General features: G+C 40.3%; 21 protein-coding genes. 15 read left to right on the top strand and 6 right to left on the bottom strand.

The genetic code is table 11. The annotated features are described in order from the left end of the window. Window positions 1–138: 138 nt before the first annotated feature. Entirely contained in the window at window positions 139–1,776 is a 1,638-nt protein-coding gene (gene nadB / locus MMO38_RS07060; RefSeq protein WP_241323084.1) for an L-aspartate oxidase, read from the top strand. A 232-nt stretch (window positions 1,777–2,008) separates the two neighbouring features. Here the strand turns inward: nadB and tmk are convergent, their stop codons facing one another. The 3 genes from tmk to pabC are packed head-to-tail and all read right to left on the bottom strand — an operon-like array spanning window position 2,009 to window position 4,500. Further along, the gene (gene tmk / locus MMO38_RS07055) at window positions 2,009–2,608 is read right to left on the bottom strand and encodes a dTMP kinase (protein ID WP_005195855.1); all 600 of its coding nucleotides are present in this window, start codon (window positions 2,606–2,608) and stop codon (window positions 2,009–2,011) included. Beyond that, the gene (gene mltG / locus MMO38_RS07050; protein WP_241323068.1) at window positions 2,609–3,685 is read right to left on the bottom strand and encodes an endolytic transglycosylase MltG; all 1,077 of its coding nucleotides are present in this window, start codon (window positions 3,683–3,685) and stop codon (window positions 2,609–2,611) included. 2 nt (window positions 3,686–3,687) lie between these two features. Next, complete coding sequence (gene pabC, locus MMO38_RS07045; protein ID WP_241323067.1) at window positions 3,688–4,500, bottom strand: aminodeoxychorismate lyase; 813 nt, start codon at window positions 4,498–4,500, stop codon at window positions 3,688–3,690. A 366-nt stretch (window positions 4,501–4,866) separates the two neighbouring features. Between pabC and MMO38_RS07040 the strand changes: the two genes are divergently transcribed. From MMO38_RS07040 to MMO38_RS07015, 6 genes are all read left to right on the top strand, one after another. After that, window positions 4,867–5,868: a sulfate ABC transporter substrate-binding protein gene (locus MMO38_RS07040; protein WP_241323066.1), complete on the top strand. Its 1,002-nt coding sequence runs from the start codon at window positions 4,867–4,869 to the stop codon at window positions 5,866–5,868. Between the two features lie 36 nt (window positions 5,869–5,904). Continuing rightward, entirely contained in the window at window positions 5,905–6,507 is a 603-nt protein-coding gene (locus MMO38_RS07035) for an alpha/beta hydrolase (protein ID WP_241323065.1), read from the top strand. A 72-nt stretch (window positions 6,508–6,579) separates the two neighbouring features. Further along, window positions 6,580–7,413: a sulfate ABC transporter permease subunit CysT gene (gene cysT, locus MMO38_RS07030; protein WP_241323064.1), complete on the top strand. Its 834-nt coding sequence runs from the start codon at window positions 6,580–6,582 to the stop codon at window positions 7,411–7,413. Continuing rightward, a complete protein-coding gene (gene cysW, locus MMO38_RS07025; RefSeq protein ID WP_005195846.1) occupies window positions 7,410–8,288 on the top strand; it encodes a sulfate ABC transporter permease subunit CysW in 879 nt (292 codons plus the stop codon). The genes cysT and cysW overlap by 4 nt, the downstream gene beginning before the upstream one ends. 11 nt (window positions 8,289–8,299) lie before the next feature. Further along, a complete protein-coding gene (gene cysA / locus MMO38_RS07020; RefSeq protein ID WP_241323063.1) occupies window positions 8,300–9,370 on the top strand; it encodes a sulfate ABC transporter ATP-binding protein in 1,071 nt (356 codons plus the stop codon). 79 nt (window positions 9,371–9,449) lie between these two features. Then, complete coding sequence (locus tag MMO38_RS07015) at window positions 9,450–10,373, top strand: CysB family HTH-type transcriptional regulator (protein ID WP_004668874.1); 924 nt, start codon at window positions 9,450–9,452, stop codon at window positions 10,371–10,373. Between the two features lie 84 nt (window positions 10,374–10,457). Here the strand turns inward: MMO38_RS07015 and carO are convergent, their stop codons facing one another. Then, a complete protein-coding gene (gene carO, locus MMO38_RS07010; RefSeq protein WP_241323062.1) occupies window positions 10,458–11,207 on the bottom strand; it encodes an ornithine uptake porin CarO in 750 nt (249 codons plus the stop codon). 287 nt (window positions 11,208–11,494) lie between these two features. Here carO and dapD point away from each other — a divergent pair, with 287 nt between their 5' ends. The 8 genes from dapD to MMO38_RS06970 all read left to right on the top strand — a co-directional run bounded on the left by dapD (window position 11,495) and on the right by MMO38_RS06970 (window position 16,650). Beyond that, the gene (gene dapD, locus MMO38_RS07005; protein WP_005195842.1) at window positions 11,495–12,316 is read left to right on the top strand and encodes a 2,3,4,5-tetrahydropyridine-2,6-dicarboxylate N-succinyltransferase; all 822 of its coding nucleotides are present in this window, start codon (window positions 11,495–11,497) and stop codon (window positions 12,314–12,316) included. A 96-nt stretch (window positions 12,317–12,412) separates the two neighbouring features. Continuing rightward, window positions 12,413–13,123 (top strand): 7-carboxy-7-deazaguanine synthase QueE, encoded by a 711-nt coding sequence (gene queE / locus MMO38_RS07000; protein WP_241323061.1) that lies wholly within the window; start codon window positions 12,413–12,415, stop codon window positions 13,121–13,123. An 83-nt stretch (window positions 13,124–13,206) separates the two neighbouring features. Next, the gene (queC, locus tag MMO38_RS06995; protein ID WP_212749527.1) at window positions 13,207–13,884 is read left to right on the top strand and encodes a 7-cyano-7-deazaguanine synthase QueC; all 678 of its coding nucleotides are present in this window, start codon (window positions 13,207–13,209) and stop codon (window positions 13,882–13,884) included. 22 nt (window positions 13,885–13,906) lie between these two features. After that, window positions 13,907–14,323 carry a hypothetical protein gene (locus MMO38_RS06990; protein ID WP_004668884.1) on the top strand — a complete coding sequence of 139 codons (417 nt, stop codon included), beginning with the start codon at window positions 13,907–13,909 and terminating at the stop codon, window positions 14,321–14,323. A 93-nt stretch (window positions 14,324–14,416) separates the two neighbouring features. Then, window positions 14,417–15,106, top strand: coding sequence for a diphthine--ammonia ligase (locus tag MMO38_RS06985; protein ID WP_241323060.1), 690 nt, complete (start codon window positions 14,417–14,419; stop codon window positions 15,104–15,106). Window positions 15,107–15,116: 10 nt separating this feature from the next. Further along, window positions 15,117–15,584 carry a peroxiredoxin gene (locus MMO38_RS06980; RefSeq protein ID WP_241323059.1) on the top strand — a complete coding sequence of 156 codons (468 nt, stop codon included), beginning with the start codon at window positions 15,117–15,119 and terminating at the stop codon, window positions 15,582–15,584. A 122-nt stretch (window positions 15,585–15,706) separates the two neighbouring features. Next, the gene (locus MMO38_RS06975) at window positions 15,707–16,276 is read left to right on the top strand and encodes a CAP domain-containing protein (RefSeq protein WP_241323058.1); all 570 of its coding nucleotides are present in this window, start codon (window positions 15,707–15,709) and stop codon (window positions 16,274–16,276) included. An 11-nt stretch (window positions 16,277–16,287) separates the two neighbouring features. Beyond that, window positions 16,288–16,650, top strand: a complete 363-nt coding sequence (locus MMO38_RS06970; RefSeq protein ID WP_241323057.1) for a glyoxalase superfamily protein — start codon at window positions 16,288–16,290, stop codon at window positions 16,648–16,650. A gap of 9 nt (window positions 16,651–16,659) precedes the next feature. Here the strand turns inward: MMO38_RS06970 and MMO38_RS06965 are convergent, their stop codons facing one another. Then, window positions 16,660–17,055 carry a nuclear transport factor 2 family protein gene (locus tag MMO38_RS06965; protein WP_241323056.1) on the bottom strand — a complete coding sequence of 132 codons (396 nt, stop codon included), beginning with the start codon at window positions 17,053–17,055 and terminating at the stop codon, window positions 16,660–16,662. 4 nt (window positions 17,056–17,059) lie between these two features. Then, window positions 17,060–17,644, bottom strand: a complete 585-nt coding sequence (locus MMO38_RS06960; protein WP_241323055.1) for a nicotinate-nicotinamide nucleotide adenylyltransferase — start codon at window positions 17,642–17,644, stop codon at window positions 17,060–17,062. Window positions 17,645–17,741 lie beyond the last annotated feature (97 nt).

Genomic DNA, 17,741 nt, shown 5'->3' with positions numbered 1-17,741 from the left:
GATACAAAGATATAGTGAACCGCTATACAGATTAAATATCATCACATTTGCTAAAAATTCATTCAACTCTAGGCAGATTAGCCCTTGCCTTTTTAATGAAAAAGCGTTGTCATTAGCGAACGTTTAAAACTGAAGCAGATCGACATGCCTGATTTAAAAGCAATTCACCATTTTGATGTGATTATTGTGGGCAGTGGCGGTGCAGGTTTAAGTCTTGCACTCTCTTTACCAAGTCATTACAACATTGCCATTTTAGCAAAAGCAGCTCTAACAGAAGCGAGCACTTTCTATGCACAAGGTGGAGTTGCTGCGGTCTTAGACGAAACAGACTCTATTCAACAACATATTAATGACACAATGATTGCAGGCGGACATCTATGTGAATTAGATGCGGTCAAACATACAGTTGAAGGTGGTAAGCCTTCTGTTGATTTCCTCCTTAAACAAGGGGTTCAATTCACTTTAGATGATGATGAACAATTACATTTGACACGTGAAGGCGGACACTCTCAACGTCGTATTATTCACTCCGCAGATGCGACAGGTAAGGCGATTTCAACAACCTTGGTCGAGCGCGCACAAGAACGCGAAAATATTACGATTTTTGAAGATTATATTGCGATTGATCTCATTACACTGCACAAACTTGGTCATCAAGATCAAACCAATCGCGCGATTGGCTTATACGCTTTAAATGAAAGCACTGAACAAGTTCATACCTTCTTAGCACCATTCACGGCTTTGGCATGTGGCGGTGCTATGAAAGCTTATCTATATACATCGAATCCTGATATTGCGACCGGTGATGGAATCGCCATGGCGTATCGTGCAGGTTGCCGTGTCGCTAACATGGAATTTAACCAATTCCATCCAACTTGCTTATATCACCCAAAAGCTCGCTCCTTCTTGATCACCGAAGCGATGCGTGGTGAAGGTGCATATTTACGTCTGCCAGATGGTGAACGTTTTATGTTGCGTTTTGACGAACGTGCTGAACTTGCACCACGTGATATTGTCGCGCGTACCATTGACCATGAAATCAAGCGCCTCGGTATCCGCCATGTTTGGTTGGACATTACACACAAGACACCTGAATTTATTACTGAACACTTCCCTACCTTATATGCACGTTTGCTTGAACTCGGTATTGATATCACCAAAGATATGATTCCTGTGGTTCCAGCAGCGCACTATACCTGTGGTGGTGTGATGGTCGATGAACATAGCCAAACGGATCTCGATGGTTTATATGCCATTGGCGAAACCTCTTATACTGGTTTACACGGCGCAAACCGTATGGCGAGTAACTCACTGCTTGAATGTTTTGTATATGGTATGAGTGCGGCAGAAGATATTCAGAGCAAACACAACACAAGCTTTGAATTTCCAGATGTACCCTCTTGGGATGAGTCTCAAGTTACCGATGCAGACGAAGATGTGGTCATTCTTCAAAACTGGGATGAACTACGTTCAACCATGTGGAACTATGTCGGTATTGTTCGGACGACTAAGCGTTTACAACGTGCTTTACATCGTATTGAAATGTTGAAACGTGAAATCAATGAATACTATCGAGATTATCGTGTCAGTAAGAACTTGATCGAATTGCGCAACTTAGTTCTAGTTTCTGAAATGATTGTACGTTGTGCGATGGAGCGTAAAGAATCACGTGGTTTGCATTACACATTGGATTATCCTGAACTGTCGAATGAAATTCGCAAAACGGTTTTAACTCCACCTAATTTTAAAGTGGAACAGCCGTTGGTGAATGAGTGATATTTTAAAGCTTTTGATTTTCTTAAGCTTTATAAATGAGTTTGTAGTTGTTATTTACTATCGTGGTAGGCGACATGGATGTCGCCTGTTGCGCTGCGGTATCAAGGATGTCCCGTCAGCGCAACAAAGGATTTTTGTTACTTTTCATCCCTGAAAAGTAAGGCAATAACTATCAAAAAGCATTTATTTACCCGCATTTTTATGAGGCAGGGCAAACTCATTATCAAGGCTCTTATTTCAAATATTGCAAAGCTTTATCAAACACCATATCAGCATTCTGCGTTGCATCTAAACGCTTAATCCGCTCAGGCTCTGCTTGCCATAAAGTCTCATAACCAGAACGAACCTTGGCAAAGAAACTCAATTTCTCTTGCTCAAAACGATCCAATGCACCACGCTCTCGAGCACGAGTCATTCCCAACTCAATTGGTGCATCCAACCAAAAGGTAATATTAGGCATTTTCGCCACAAAAGTTTGATTTAACAGTTGCAATTTTTCCTGACTCAAACCACGCCCAGAACACTGATAAGCAAAACTTGCATCGGTAAAACGATCACTTAAAACAATTTTTCCAGCATCCAATGCAGGTAAAATCACTTGTTGTAAATGTTGAGCACGTGCCGCGTAAATCAATAATAGCTCAGTATCATGACTCATTTGCTCATCATGATTGACTGCCAATAATAATGAACGAATCTGTTCAGCCAAAGGCGTGCCACCCGGCTCACGAGTCAACACAACTTCTTTACCTTGCTGCTCAAAATACTGATGAATCTTACGAATCAACGTGGTTTTGCCTACACCTTCTGTACCTTCAAAGCTAATAAACATTTACTCTTGCTCCTGCCTCTTGGCACGTAAAACCACCAAATACTCTTGAACGGCTCGGTTATGATCTTGCAAATTGGTTGTGAATTTATGTCCACCAGTTCCTGTTGCAACAAAATAAAGATTTTCCGCATCATCTGGATGCATCGCTGCTTCAATCGCTTTTTTACTTGGCAATGCAATCGGTGTTGGTGGTAAACCATTGATCGTATAAGTGTTATATGCCGTTGGAGTACGCAAATCATTACGCGTGATATTACCCTTATAGTTATCACCCATACCATAGATAACCGTTGGGTCAGTTTGTAGACGCATACCTATTTTTAAACGGCGTACAAATACACCCGAAACCTGTTGAAGCTCACTATCCAAACTGGTTTCTTTTTCAATAATCGAAGCCATGATTAACGCTTCGTATTTATTTTTATACGGCAGATTAGCCGCCTTATTTGCCCACGCCTCATCCAATGCTTTCATCTGACGACGATATAAATCCGTCAAAATCTTCTTGTCTGTTTCACCTTTAGCAAAAAAATAAGTATCAGGAGCAAATAGACCTTCAGGGTGAGAATAAGAAATATCTAAAGCTTTTAACAATTGATCTTGCGGTAAATCTAAAATCGTTTTGGTGACATTCGGATCATTTTTTAGCTTCTGCACCAACTGCTTAAAATTCGTACCTTCGATAACTAAGATCCGATTCATTTGCGCATTATCTGCATTGGCCAGCATTTCCAAAACCTGACGAACACTCATGCCCCGCGTGAGCTCATACACTCCAGCTTTCATACTGTCATGTATCATAAACTTCTGGTAAAGCTTTAAAATAATCGGAAAACTCACCTTTTGATCTTGGGCTAAGCGATCAATAAATTTGGAATAGGTATCACCAGATGAAATCACTAATAATTGTTTTTTACTATCTAATGGATACGGCTTAAATAAATTTGCCCATACCACACCAAAAACCACCAAAATAAAAATGCAGATGGCCAATAAAAATGCTTTAAACGTAAATCTAGATTTCGGTTTAGCTTTTGGTTTTTTCTTACTTTTGCTTGGGTTCGGTGGCTTTGGCATATTCAATCAATCTGGCTAAGTTTTAAAGTTTCAAATAAATCAAGATAAGGTTGTTGCTCGAAAGCTCGATCATTGAATCGAACAACCGCCTTCATCGGATGCAATGCATTACAAAAAAATAGGTTTTGAATACGATCAACTTCATCAATGCCCATACAACGTTGCTCACATGCCACATCGTATTGCTGCATTCTTGATAAGATTTTGGCTCGCATCACACCGTGGACGCCATTATAACGAAGTTCTGGGGTAATCCATCGATCATTTATACGAATAAAACAATTACTGCTCACCCCTTCAACAACATAGCCCTGTACATCGCTGACCAGCGCTTCAAGCCAACCGCATTGATCAGCCTCTTGTTTCAGCAAAACCTGTTCTAAACGATTGAGGGTTTTTAATCCAACCAGATGCGGCATATTTAAGCCCATCGTATGATTTAACACACCGCTTTCAATCCACTCAGGTTGAAAAACTTGTGTTGCTCTCGGGTAATACCACACATAAACATCGGCAGCTTGTAAAGGTAAACTATAGCCACGATCCCCTTCACCACGGCTAATTACGATTTTTAAAGTGCCACTTAAATTTGCATATTGTTGTTTTAATTTTTCAAGTGAAGCCTCAATCTGAGACAAATCAGCATCTAAACCTAAGCGCTGGCAAGCCAATCTTAAGCGTGCCAAATGTTGTTCTTTGAGTTCAAAATGATTTTGGAACATTCGTGCTGTAGTAAAGCAACCATCGCCATAATGAAATGCCCGATCAAGTAAAGGGATCGAATCAATCAAGTGTCCATTTTTATAACATTGCATAAATTCATCGCCTTAAAGAGCAAACCAATCTTTATTTGACACAGGATAATACAAACTTGAGCGTTCTTCATCTGATGACCCAGTTTCCTTTTTACTATCGTGACTCGCTATAAATACGTATAAATTGCAACGATGCTCCAAAACTCTCATCGACTTAAAGACACATAACAAACTGATTTTAAATATTAAATAACAAATTTCAAAAACTAATCTTTTCTTATTTATCAAAAATTCAGCATAGCTTATCTCTTTAATCTATTTCTATATTTTTCATATCAAATGCGTTTTTAATTATTTTTTTTGCAAAAAAACCAGCGTTATGCTGCATCCATATTCTAAATGCTTATGCAATTTTAAGGGGTTTTTATGCGTTTATCTCAACTCAAAGTCGGTCTTTTAGCCGCTTTACTTTCAGCATCTAGCTTGGCAGCCCAAGATTTTTTAAATGTTTCTTACGATCCAACACGTGAGCTATACACAGATTTTAATAAACAATTTGGTAGCTTTTGGAAACAACGCACTGGTCAAGACATTAACTTCAAACAATCTCATGGTGGTTCAGGTAAACAAGCACGTGCGGTCATTGATGGCCTCAATGCCGATGTGGTGACTTTAGCTTTGGCTGCAGATATTGATGAAATTGCTAAAAATGCCAAACTACTTCCAAATGATTGGCAAAAGAAACTTCCAAATAACTCAACACCCTACACCTCAACCATTGTCTTTCTCGTTCGTAAAGATAACCCTAAACAAATTAAAGATTGGGGTGATCTAGTGAAACCCGGTGTAGAAATCATCACACCAAATCCAAAAACATCTGGCGGTGCTCGCTGGAACTATCTAGCTGCTTGGGCTTGGGCAAAACATCAACCGAATGGTAACGATGCCAAAGCACAGGAATTTGTCCGTCAAATTTATAAACAAACCAAAGTTCTTGATTCAGGTGCTCGTGGCGCAACCACAACATTTGCAGAACGCGGTATTGGCGATGTTTTATTGGCTTGGGAAAACGAGGCTTATTTGGCTGTGCGTGAACAACCAAATAAGTTTGAAATTATTACTCCTTCATTGTCGATTTTAGCCGAACCTCCTGTTGCAGTTGTAGAAAAAAATGCGACTAAAAACGGCAATCTGCAAATCGCACGTGGTTATTTAAATTACCTCTATTCACCAGCGGGTCAAGACATTGCTGCTCGTCATTTCTACAGACCTCGCAATGCCGATGTATTGAAGAAATATCAAACTGTATTTAAGCCACTGAAACTCGTCACCATTGATAAAGAGTTTGGCGGCTGGAGCAAAGTGCAGAAGCAGCATTTTGAGAACGGCGGCATCTTTGATCAGATCGTCAAGGCAAATAGTCGATAAGAATTACTTTTCAAAGAAATTTGAAGGAGAGCAGACATGACTCATACCCTCATTGTTCCTGGTGTAGGCGGTAGCGAAATACAGCATTGGCAGTCTTGGTTACAACAACAACTCGTGTCTAGCTCTCGCGTTCAACAGAAATATTGGGATCGACCAGTATTAAGTGAATGGGTGAGTCAATTTGTCAAAACCGTGGCAGAGATCAAAGCACCAATACAAATCGTTGCACATAGCTTTGGTTGCCTCACCAGTGTTGCAGCACTTGCAGAACATCCTGAACTTAAAGCAAAGGTGAAAAATCTGGTTCTTGTCGCACCAGCAAATCCAGCTCGTTTCGGTGAAAGTGGTTTTGCACGCCATAGCTTGACAGACTATAAACAGTATTTCTATCAACTCAATATAGACGTGCCAACGACATTATTGATCAGTGAAAATGATCCTTGGTTGAACTATGTCGATGCACTACAACTCGCACAAGCATGGCAGCTCACACCGATCAATTTAGGTCCTGTTGGTCATGTCAATGTCGCATCTGGATTTGGTCCATTTCCTGAAATTTTCAACTATTTGTCGTCTGAAAAAAACATACAGCCAGTATCTCGAATGCATCAGTCGAATTTTAATGTGAAATTTGCCTAGCCATAGCTCCCTGTATTTTTATATTTAGCTTATTTGCTTGTTTTAGCAAACATTTCTCTTTGAGGAAATATCATGTCGCAGCGTTCCCGAGTGCTGCCTGGGTTTGGTCTGTCATTAGGCTTTACCCTCGCTTACGTGTCTTTAATTGTGCTTATTCCTTTATCTGCTGTCTTTATCAAATCTTTTGGGATTGGATGGGATGGTTTATGGGAAATTTTAACCTCAGAACGGATTCTAAAATCTTTACAACTTAGTTTTAGCGCTGCGCTGATCGCTGCTTTTGTAAATGTCATCTTTGGTTTACTGCTGGCTTGGTGTTTAGTTCGCTACAGCTTTCCCGGTAAAAGATTAGTCGATGCTTTAGTGGATTTACCATTTGCGCTACCTACTGCTGTCGCAGGTATCGCCCTTACGTCTCTCTACTCAAAAAATGGTTGGATTGGACAATATCTTGAGCCTTTAGGAATTCAGGTCGCCTATACCCCAATAGGCATTACCCTCGCATTAATTTTTATTGGTTTACCTTTCGTGGTCCGTACCGTGCAGCCAGTGCTGAGTGATATTGAAACTGAACTAGAAGAAGCAGCTTCTGCTTTGGGCGCAAATCGTTGGCAAACCATTACCAAAATCATTTTGCCAATCTTATTTCCTGCCCTACTGACAGGTTTTGCACTCGCCTTTGCCCGTGGAGTTGGTGAATATGGTTCTGTCATTTTCATTGCAGGCAATATGCCTTATAAAACGGAGATCGCACCGCTGATGATTATTTCTCGTTTAGAAGAATATGATTATGCAGGTGCGACCACCATTGCAGTCGTCATGCTGCTGCTCTCTTTTGCCATCTTATTCTTGATCAACTTAATACAAGCATGGGCTAGCCGCCGTACAGGGAGAGTTGCACAATGAGCTTAAACAACACTAGCGATACCTTAGCAATTAAATTGCAAACTCGAGATGCAACCCGTGAACCTACTTGGGTGCGTTACAGCCTGATTGTGGTGGCACTGATTTTCTTCTTGAGCTGTTTAATCCTGCCACTCATTTTGGTTTTTGTTGAGGCATTTAAGCAAGGTATCGAAGTCTACCTCAATGCTTTAATTGATCCAGACACATTATCCGCAGTAAAACTGACTTTACTCACAGCAGCGATTGCAGTACCGATAAATGTGGTGTTTGGTGTTGCAGCAGCATGGTCTGTGGCGAAATTCCAGTTCCGTGGTAAAGCCATATTAACCACGATTATTGATATGCCTTTTTCGGTTTCACCCGTGATTGCAGGTTTGATGATTGTTTTAATTTTTGGTTCACAAGGCTGGATCGGTGGCTGGTTAATGGATCATGACATTAAAGTTCTCTATGCCGTACCTGCAATTGTCCTAGCGACTATTTTTATTACCGTACCATTCGTTGCACGTGAATTGATTCCTTTGATGGAAGCACAAGGAACTGAAGAGGAAGAAGCGGCCATTGTACTCGGTGCTTCTGGTTGGCAAACCTTCTGGAAAATAACACTGCCAAATATTAAATGGGGTTTGATCTACGGCGTGATTCTGTGTAATGCCCGTGCAATGGGTGAGTTTGGTGCGGTGTCTGTGGTTTCAGGACACATTCGTGGTGAAACCAATACCTTACCGTTACATGTAGAGATTCTCTACAACGAATATACCTTTAGCGCTGCATTTGCTGTGTCTTCATTATTGGCATTTTTAGCAATCATCACCTTGATCTTGAAAACTTGGTTGGAAATACGCCAAGAGCAAGCACACCAAGCAAATCCTTAAGGAATGAACACATGAGTATTCAAGTTAAAAATATTGAAAAACACTTTGGTGCATTCCATGCGCTAAAAAATATATCTCTAGACTTTCCTGAAGGTCAGTTGGTTGCGCTTTTGGGTCCTTCTGGTTGTGGTAAAACCACACTTTTACGCATCATCGCGGGCTTAGAATCGGCTGATGGCGGTCAAGTTCTGCTTGAAGGTGAAGACTCAACCAATACGCATGTGCGTGAGCGTCAAGTCGGTTTTGTATTCCAACATTATGCGTTGTTCCGCCACATGACGGTATTTGATAATATTGCCTTTGGTTTAAGGGTTCGCCCCCGTTCGACTCGACCATCAGAAGCAGAAATAAAAAAACGTGTCACTCGCTTACTTGACCTTGTGCAACTGGGCTTCTTAGCAGACCGTTATCCTGCACAACTCTCTGGAGGTCAACGGCAACGTATTGCACTTGCTCGTGCTTTGGCGGTTGAACCGCGTGTGTTATTGCTAGATGAACCTTTCGGCGCATTAGATGCTAAAGTGCGTAAAGAACTCCGTCGTTGGTTGCGTGCATTGCATGATGAACTACATATCACTTCGATCTTTGTGACTCACGATCAAGAGGAAGCCTTGGAAGTTGCGGATCAGATCATCGTGATGAATAAAGGTGATGTGGAACAAATCGGTTCACCACGTGAAGTTTATGACCAACCTGCAACTCCCTTTGTTTTTGATTTCTTGGGTCAAGCAAATCGTTTTGAAGGCGAACATACCAGCGGTATTATCCGTATCGGTGATGATCGTATTCAGTTACCAACAGCATTGGAAGCACCGCAAGGAAAAGTCATTGCATTTGCACGACCAAATGAATTACATATTCACACCCAAGCTCAGCCAAATACAATTGAGGCAACATTCTTACGTGAAGTGTGGATTGCTGGTAAAGTCGTGGCTGAATTACAAGATCGCAGTGGACATAGCATTGAAATTTTATTAACTGTAGAAGAGGCGAATTTGCATCAATTCAGACCAAATCAAACTGTTTGGATTAGTGCAGCTCAATTTCACTTATTTGCAGATCAAACGACGCAAGTCGCTTAAAAAAATCTCCCTTGCGCTGCTGTAACCGCAGCTCCCCCTCTTTTAAAAGAGGGGAATTTAGAGATAAGGAAAAACTTTTATGAACTTTCAACAGCTCAGAATTATTCGAGAAACTGTTCGCCAAAACTTTAATTTAACTGAAGCATCTGCGGCACTCTATACCTCCCAATCTGGCGTCAGTAAACACATTAAAGATTTAGAAGATGAGTTAGGTGTACAACTTTTTGTGCGTAAGGGGAAGCGCTTACTTGGTTTAACTGAGCCGGGTTTATCATTACTTAATATCGTTGAACGGATGTTGGTCGATGCAGACAATATTAAGCGTCTAGCCGATGACTTTAATAAGGTCGATGAAGGCACACTTACTATTGCGACTACACATACCCAAGCACGCTATGTACTCCCCCCTATCGTCAATCAATTTAAAAAGCTATTCCCCAAAGTTCATTTGGTTTTACAACAAGCCAGTCCAGTTGAAATCGCAGAGATGTTGCTTCAAGGTGAAGCTGATATCGGGATCGCTACAGAGTCCTTAACCACAGAAGAAAACTTAGCCAGCGTACCTTATTATGAATGGCATCACAGCATCATTACCCCCAAAGATCACCCATTAGCCAAACTCGATAAAATTAGTCTAGAGCTTTTGGCTGAGTATCCATTGATCACTTATCATGGCGGTTTTACAGGACGTTCTAAAATTGATAAAGCCTTTGATGATGCACAATTACATGCTGATATTGTTATGTCAGCGCTGGATGCCGATGTCATTAAAACCTATGTTGAGATGAATATGGGCGTTGGGATCGTCAATGCTGTGGCTTATGATGCTGAGCGTGACCACCGTTTACAACAGATTCAAACCGATATTTTTGGTGTCAATACCACGTGGATCGCAGTGCGCAAAGGGCATTTGCTTCGAGGCTATGGCTATGAGTTTATTTCTTTATGCTCACCAGAAACCGATATCAAAACGCTAAAGAAAGTTGCTTACCCTGAAGAGTAACAGCATATAAGTGTCTTGTTATTTAGAAAAATCAAACATAAAAAAACGAGCATAACGCTCGTTTTTTTATGTTGAATAGATGGATTAGAACTTGAAGCTCACACCAACTTTAGCAACTGGCATCCATTCGTAGCGACCTTTATTAGCAATTTTATTTTGCTCATCTGCTACAGCTTGGTCAATTGGTTTAGCTCCAGTAACACCCTCTAAGTTATATGCAGTAAGTTTCACATCTGGATTACCCGTGTAATATGCACCAACCTCTCCAAATAAGCCAAGGTTCTTATAAACTGGTGCATTCAAACCTAAGCCTAGGTAAGGAGCAATATCATTTTTATATGACATTTTACCATTTACACCACCCTCTTGATTTGCATTAACGACCTGATAATCATTGTTATTAATACTTAATGTACGGCCAGCCGATGTGCGTTTTTGCAGATCATAGTCATTGTCTAGATATGCAACACCTGCTGCTACATAAAGAGCACGAGCAAATGCATTCTCATTTGCACCCCATGGATAAATCTCAGCATTTAAGTAGGTGTTATTGTTATCCATATCTATATCATACTTAGTCCCATCGATTTTGATATCGTCAGACCAAGAAATATCACCGCCGTTATAACCTAAAGTTACACCAACGTATGGATTGACACGGTAAGAAATCGCACCACCATAACCAGTCGTACCCACTTCAGCACGAACTGAAACTGGAGCTAAGTAAGAAGGTAACCCATAAGCTGATTCTTTAACAATTTGCTCATCTGCAAAAGCAGTACCTGCAATTGCTGTTAATACACCAGCCGCTAACATAACGCGTAAAGTTTTCATCGAAGTCTCCTTAAAAAATACTTTTCTTAAATATAATTGTTTCTGTGATTGCATCATAAAGGATTGATCGCTATGTTTTTATACAAAAAATGATTACTTTTTGTTATTTTTTGATACAAATTAGACATAATTGTGTATTTGGAAATAATTAATAAAAAACAATATATTTCATTTTATGACAAACATATTGCATAAATTTTAATCATTTTATTGTAACAACTTTTTTCAAAGATTCTTGGTTCAAACTAGTGTAAAATCAACAAAATTTTTTTGGAAGAAGGAAGATCATGTCTCAGCTTTCTACAATCATTGAGCAAGCATTTGAAGACCGTGCCAACTATAGTGCAGCGGATTGCCCTACCGAAATCCGTCAAGCTGTTGAAGAAGCATTGACTGGTTTAGACAACGGTACACTTCGTGTTGCTGAAAAGATCGATGGTGAGTGGGTTGTCCACCAATGGTTAAAAAAAGCAGTTTTACTTTCATTTAAGCTGAATGACAATACGCCAATCGAAGCGTGTGATCTTCGTTTTTATGACAAAGTCGCAACTAAATACTCAGGCTGGACTGAAGAACAGTTTAAAGCTGCTGGTGTTCGTGTTGTACCACCTGCTGTTGCGCGTCGTGGTAGCTTCCAAGCGAAAAACGTCGTGTTAATGCCTTCTTATGTCAATATTGGTGCTTATGTAGATGAAGGCACCATGGTAGATACTTGGGCAACTGTAGGTTCATGTGCTCAAATCGGTAAAAATGTTCACTTGTCAGGTGGCGTAGGTATCGGTGGTGTTTTAGAACCATTACAAGCAAATCCAACAATCATTGAAGACAACTGCTTTATCGGTGCGCGCTCAGAAATCGTTGAAGGCGTCATTGTTGAAGAAGGCTCAGTCATTTCAATGGGTGTTTTCATTGGTCAATCGACAAAAATCTTTGATCGTGAAACGGGTGAAGTACATTATGGCCGCGTACCAGCAGGTTCTGTTGTGGTTGCGGGCAGCCTTCCATCTAAGTGCGGTACATACAGCCTTTACGCTGCGATCATCGTGAAAAAAGTAGATGCGAAAACTCGCGCTAAAACAAGTCTAAACGACTTATTACGCGCTGACTAATTTAATCCCTATTACGCAACTTTAGTCGTCTTGCGTCTCTACGATCAGTCATGGTCGTAGAGATTTTGTTCTTTTATATGGTGTGGTTCTGATTATATGGCTTCCTTACGTTCTTCTGCAATTCCTGTCTCTGACCCTGCGGCTGGTTTACGCATTACCGAGATTTTTTATTCTTTGCAAGGCGAAGCGAATACTTTTGGTCTACCCACTGTTTTTATTCGCTTAACAGGCTGCCCATTACGATGCAGCTATTGTGATACCACTTACTCTTTTGAAGGTGGTGAGCGTTTATCCCTTGAACATATCATCGAAACGGCTAACCAATTCAAAACACCTTATATTTGTGTCACAGGTGGTGAACCGCTTGCACAACCGAATTGTTTGATCTTATTACAACGCTTATGTGATCTTGGTTTTGAAGTTTCTCTAGAAACCAGTGGTGCTTTAGATGTCTCTAAAGTCGATCCTCGTGTTTCAAAAGTGCTCGATTTAAAAACACCAACATCTAAAGAAGATCATCGTAATTTATTCAGCAATTTTGACTATTTAACCCAGCATGATCAGATCAAATTTGTGATCTGTAATCGCGCTGATTATGAATGGTCAAAGCAACAACTTGAACAGTTCCAGCTACAAACGAAAGTAAGTACAGTGTGGTTCTCTCCTGCTTTCGCAGTTGAAAAAGGTGCTGCTGTTTTACCCGCTTTTGCGCGTGATTTAGCGCAGTGGATTTTAGATGACCATCTCCCCGTTCGTTTCCAACTCCAGTTACATAAACTGTTATGGAATGATGAATCTGGTCGTTAAAATCTGTCTCTCGTCGTACTTCTTATACTTTCAAAATGAGAAGTGTCATAAATTTATCTTTAGGTTGAATCATGGAAAATAATATGCGTTCACGTGCCATCGTATTATTATCTGGCGGCTTAGACTCAACAACGTGTCTTGCTTGGGCACAAGCTCGCTATGAATGTGTTGCCATAAGCTTTATGTATGGGCAACGCTCTACCACAGAACTTGATGCGGCGAGAACACTTGCACAAAGTGCTGGTGTAGAACATCGTGTGATTAATATTGATTTAGGTAATCTAGGCGGGTCTGCACTTACAGATCACAACATTGATATACCAGAACAATTACAAGAAGGTATTCCTGTAACTTATGTTCCAGCACGTAACACTATTTTCTTGTCTTATGCCCTCGCTGCAGCTGAAGTTTTTGACGCTGAAGCCATTGTGATTGGGGTCAATGCTGTTGATTATTCAGGATATCCTGACTGTCGCCCAGAATTTATTGACGCTTTTGCCAATCTTGCTCGTCTCGCAACAAAAGCTGGCGTTGAAGGAAAACCCCTTAAAATTGAAACACCTTTGTTACATTTATCCAAAGCGAATATTATACGCTTAGGGATCGAACATGGCGTAGACTACAGTCAAACGGTATCCTGCTATCAAGCAGATGCTCAAGGACGTGCGTGTGGCAAATGCGACAGTTGCCGTTTACGTCATCAAGGTTTTATCGAGGCAGGTATTGCGGATCCTACGCGTTATACTGAACAGACGATATAGGGTAATAATTAGGTACATATATATGAAGTTTTTAAAATCAAATCTTATTCTTTCTACCATGATGTCTGCTGCTGCTTTAGTTGCGACAGCGACACATGCAAATACTAATCCTCTTGAAGCTGCATATAAAAGTACCAATGTTAAAGCAGGATTGGTCAATGTATGTAAAGATCAAACTGCTAAAGGCGGTAAACTTACAGCAGCAGAAGTAAGCAAGTTCTGTGGCTGTCAGATTGATGCTCAAGGAAAAGTAACCGAAGCGCAAAAATGGGAAATTCAAAGTGCAATTAATGCCAAGAAAAGCCCAAGTTCTTTAGCTTTTGTACAACAGCAAAATAAAGAATTGCAAAACTGCTTAGGTGCGCCCCTTGTAAGCAAGTTAGAAAAGCTCACTGAAGAAGCAATGAAAGCTGCTCAACAACAAGCGCCGAAAAAATAAGCCCTTGTTGTTCGAAGAAAGCCTGCATTTTTATGCAGGCTTTTTTATAGCTCTGCTAAAATCCACTTATCTTTAAATAAGTTGAATGACACCATGCAGGATCAGTGGAAAACCAATACCCATAACAACCAATGCATTGTCTCATTTAGTGGTGGCAAAGATAGCTCACTGGCGTTGTACCATGCGATGCAAACAGGCACGGTGACTGGATTAATCGTTATGTTGGAAGAACAGGGACAACGTTCTCGCTCACATGCTATGCCCCTTGATGTGATTCAAGCCCAAGCCGATGCGATTGGTTTGCCAGTTTTCATGGCATCTTCAAGTTGGACTGACTATGAAAACAAATTTATAGAACTGCTCAATCAAGCCAAGCATCAAGGTGCTGAAGTGCTTGTTACAGGCGATTTAGATATGCCTCAACATGGTTGCTGGCATGATCGTGTAACACAGCAAGTCGGTCTAAAACTCGGCATGCCACTTTGGTTACGCCCGCACAAAGAGGTGGTTGAAGAATTTATCTGCCTTGGCTTCCGCAGTATCATCGTCACCGTAAATCTCAAACTCGGGATGCAGGTTGAAGATTTGGGGCAAATCTTAACCTTAGAATATATCCAAGCATTAGAAAATAGAGGTATCGATCCTTGCGGCGAAGGTGGTGAGTTTCATACGACTGTGATTGATGGTCCAATTTTTAACAAAGCTATTCCTGTACGTCGGGGCAATATTGTTTATCATGAGGAATATGCTTTTTTACCACTTGAATTAGATCAAATAGATTGAAGGATGAAAAATGTCTGAGAATACCCAACTACCGAATCACACATTCCCAACAACGCAAGGTGAAATTAATTTAGCTGAACTCGCAAATGAATGGTTGGTTTTATATTTCTATCCAAAAGATTCAACACCGGGCTGTACCACTCAAGCAGTCGGCTTCTCTTGCTTAAAAGATCAGTTTGATGCGTTGATGAATTGTCAAATTATCGGAGTATCACGTGACTCTGTAAAAGCACATCAGAATTTTACAGAGAAACAAGCACTCACGATTAACCTAATTAGCGATAAAGAAGAAGTGCTGTGCAAACACTTTGATGTGATCAAAGAAAAGAACATGTATGGCAAACAAGTCATGGGCATCGAGCGCTCAACGTTTATTTTCCATAATCAGCAATTGGTAAAAAGCTACCGAAAAGTCAAAGCTGCTGGACATGCGGAACAAGTGCTTGAGGATTTAAAAGCACTACAAACGGCTCAATAAATTTGATAGCGTTATCATAAAGTGAGTCTGGGGCTCACTTTATTTTTTTAAAGAGAATTGTGCAATATCGTGCGCTTAGCTTATGATCAAAACATGACAATAATTATAGTAAGGGCTGACCAATGAATCATCTAAAATCATTTATTCAAGCACCTGTTTTTATTCTGCTCACTGCATGTAGTGCCAGTTCATCCAGTATTCCTCAAACGACAGCAGCATCCATCCCACAAACTCAAAAATCAAGCACCGAAATCAGTTGTCAAGATTTATCAAATCCAGCCTTTCAACAAGCAATGCTGAATGCGATCAATGAAATTCGAAAACAGCCCCGCCAATGTGGACAACGACATTTCCCTGCCGCTGCACCTTTAGTTTGGAATAATCCGTTATATCAAAATGCCTTTGCTCACAGCAAAGATATGACGAATCATAATTTCTTAGGGCATGTCAGCAGCACAGGACTCGATCTAAAAGCGCGGTTAAAACAATCTCAATTCAAAGGTCGTGGTGGTGGCGAAAATGTAGCGCGTGGTCATCAGAATCTGAATGACGTTACCCAAAAATGGCTAACTAGCCCAGTACACTGTAGCAATATCATGCACCCCAAATTTACGGATTACGCAATCGCTTGCGCCTCTGACCAAGCAAAGCAACCAAGCAATTACTGGACCCAACAATTTGGTGTTCGCTAAAAGGAATAATCATGCAAACTGGTTCAATCACCCCTATTCTTCGTATCTTTAATATCGAAGTCGCCCAATCTTTTTACATGGATTATCTGGGTTTTAACATCGATTGGCAGCACACTTTCGGAGATAACTTCCCTGTTTATTTACAGATTTCTAAAGGTGATTGCATTATTCACTTATCCGAGCATTTTGGTGATGCAAGTCCACACAGTGCTATCCGTATTTACTGGGAAAATATAAGTTTGCTACATGCAGAACTAGATGCAAAAGACTATAAGTTTGCCAAACCACAAATTGAAAAAACGGATTGGGAAACACTTGAACTGAGTATCACAGACCCATTTTCTAATCGTCTGATTTTTTGGGAAGATGCTTAGCATTTCAATCTATTCAATCACTCGATAATCGAACACTTTGGTTATAATTTTCCAAATACCTTTGTCACAGATAAAGGTTAAGACATCATAAAAATATTTCGGTTCAATCGCACATTCAACATGAGCGATTGCTGTTTTTGCACTGATGATATTGATCGAAATGATCTTATCCTGCCTCAACTGTTGTTTTGAAGCAGGTGAAATCCGCTGTTCAACGATTGGGAAATACTCATCTAACGTCAGTTTCAGTAAGGGCTGATCCGTAACACAAATATATACGGCATCTGGATGAAAGACCTGATTGAGTAAAGCCACATCGCTGCGATATAGACCATCAAAATACCTTTGCAACTGCAATCGTATTGCTGCTATGTCAGCGTGGTCTTGCTCACTTGGCTTAGACATTTAGTTATTCCTCTAGATCTATCACATCTAAGTTACTGCGATCACCAGCTAAAAACTTCTGTTGTAATTCAGCATAAATGGTTGTTTTTTGGAATTTTTCTAAAAATTGAATCGTTCCTTTTGGAAAAGCTTGAGTTTTAATTTCACCTCGATAGTAAGCTTCACGCATCGGCGTTGCTGACATCGAAGATTTAAGACTCTCTAACTCAACCATAGTCCACTCAGGAAACAGTTGCAAATAATAAGATGACTCATCCTTAAAATGACCGATTAATCCAACTTTTTCATTTAAGCCAACCACTTGAGCAACCAAATCCTTGACTTGTTTGACCCATTTTTCATCATTATAAACATCAATCACATGTACAAAATGGATGCGTTGCTTATCTTCATCACAAAAATTGGACAATATCATGGCCTCCCTTTCATTGGCGAGAAAAGGATTTTTAATATTTCGTTCTGCTTGCGCTGAGCCTAAAGCAAGAACCACATGCTGACTTTGTCGCAGCGCAATTTCAATGGTCAACATATGCGCCAAATGAAATGGCTGAAAGCGTCCAATAAAAACAAGATAGTCAAATTTGTACATAAATAGAAATTCACTTTTTATGAACTCATCAGTTACACCAAATTGCAGTAAGATGCGACATAATGAACACTTAAAAATTAACAAGACGGTTTAAAGC

This window comes from Acinetobacter sp. NIPH 1852 (assembly GCF_022549455.1).
Lineage (GTDB): Bacteria > Pseudomonadota > Gammaproteobacteria > Pseudomonadales > Moraxellaceae > Acinetobacter.
This window is presented reverse-complemented; position numbering and strand designations above follow the sequence as displayed.

Bases quoted from the DNA above. Each gene is read 5' to 3' on its own strand.
- dapD (WP_005195842.1), top strand. From the start codon at position 11,495: ATGTCTCAGCTTTCTACAATCATTGAGCAAGCATTTGAAGACCGTGCC.
- queC (WP_212749527.1), top strand. From the start codon at position 13,207: ATGCGTTCACGTGCCATCGTATTATTATCTGGCGGCTTAGACTCAACA.
- tmk (WP_005195855.1), bottom strand. From the start codon at position 2,608: ATGTTTATTAGCTTTGAAGGTACAGAAGGTGTAGGCAAAACCACGTTG.
- MMO38_RS06980 (WP_241323059.1), top strand. From the start codon at position 15,117: ATGTCTGAGAATACCCAACTACCGAATCACACATTCCCAACAACGCAA.
- mltG (WP_241323068.1), bottom strand. From the start codon at position 3,685: ATGCCAAAGCCACCGAACCCAAGCAAAAGTAAGAAAAAACCAAAAGCT.
- MMO38_RS06985 (WP_241323060.1), top strand. From the start codon at position 14,417: ATGCAGGATCAGTGGAAAACCAATACCCATAACAACCAATGCATTGTC.
- cysT (WP_241323064.1), top strand. From the start codon at position 6,580: ATGTCGCAGCGTTCCCGAGTGCTGCCTGGGTTTGGTCTGTCATTAGGC.
- MMO38_RS07015 (WP_004668874.1), top strand. From the start codon at position 9,450: ATGAACTTTCAACAGCTCAGAATTATTCGAGAAACTGTTCGCCAAAAC.
- MMO38_RS06965 (WP_241323056.1), bottom strand. From the start codon at position 17,055: ATGTCTAAGCCAAGTGAGCAAGACCACGCTGACATAGCAGCAATACGA.
- MMO38_RS07040 (WP_241323066.1), top strand. From the start codon at position 4,867: ATGCGTTTATCTCAACTCAAAGTCGGTCTTTTAGCCGCTTTACTTTCA.
- queE (WP_241323061.1), top strand. From the start codon at position 12,413: ATGGCTTCCTTACGTTCTTCTGCAATTCCTGTCTCTGACCCTGCGGCT.
- MMO38_RS07035 (WP_241323065.1), top strand. From the start codon at position 5,905: ATGACTCATACCCTCATTGTTCCTGGTGTAGGCGGTAGCGAAATACAG.
- pabC (WP_241323067.1), bottom strand. From the start codon at position 4,500: ATGCAATGTTATAAAAATGGACACTTGATTGATTCGATCCCTTTACTT.
- MMO38_RS06960 (WP_241323055.1), bottom strand. From the start codon at position 17,644: ATGTACAAATTTGACTATCTTGTTTTTATTGGACGCTTTCAGCCATTT.
- cysW (WP_005195846.1), top strand. From the start codon at position 7,410: ATGAGCTTAAACAACACTAGCGATACCTTAGCAATTAAATTGCAAACT.
- carO (WP_241323062.1), bottom strand. From the start codon at position 11,207: ATGAAAACTTTACGCGTTATGTTAGCGGCTGGTGTATTAACAGCAATT.
- cysA (WP_241323063.1), top strand. From the start codon at position 8,300: ATGAGTATTCAAGTTAAAAATATTGAAAAACACTTTGGTGCATTCCAT.
- MMO38_RS06990 (WP_004668884.1), top strand. From the start codon at position 13,907: ATGAAGTTTTTAAAATCAAATCTTATTCTTTCTACCATGATGTCTGCT.
- MMO38_RS06970 (WP_241323057.1), top strand. From the start codon at position 16,288: ATGCAAACTGGTTCAATCACCCCTATTCTTCGTATCTTTAATATCGAA.
- MMO38_RS06975 (WP_241323058.1), top strand. From the start codon at position 15,707: ATGAATCATCTAAAATCATTTATTCAAGCACCTGTTTTTATTCTGCTC.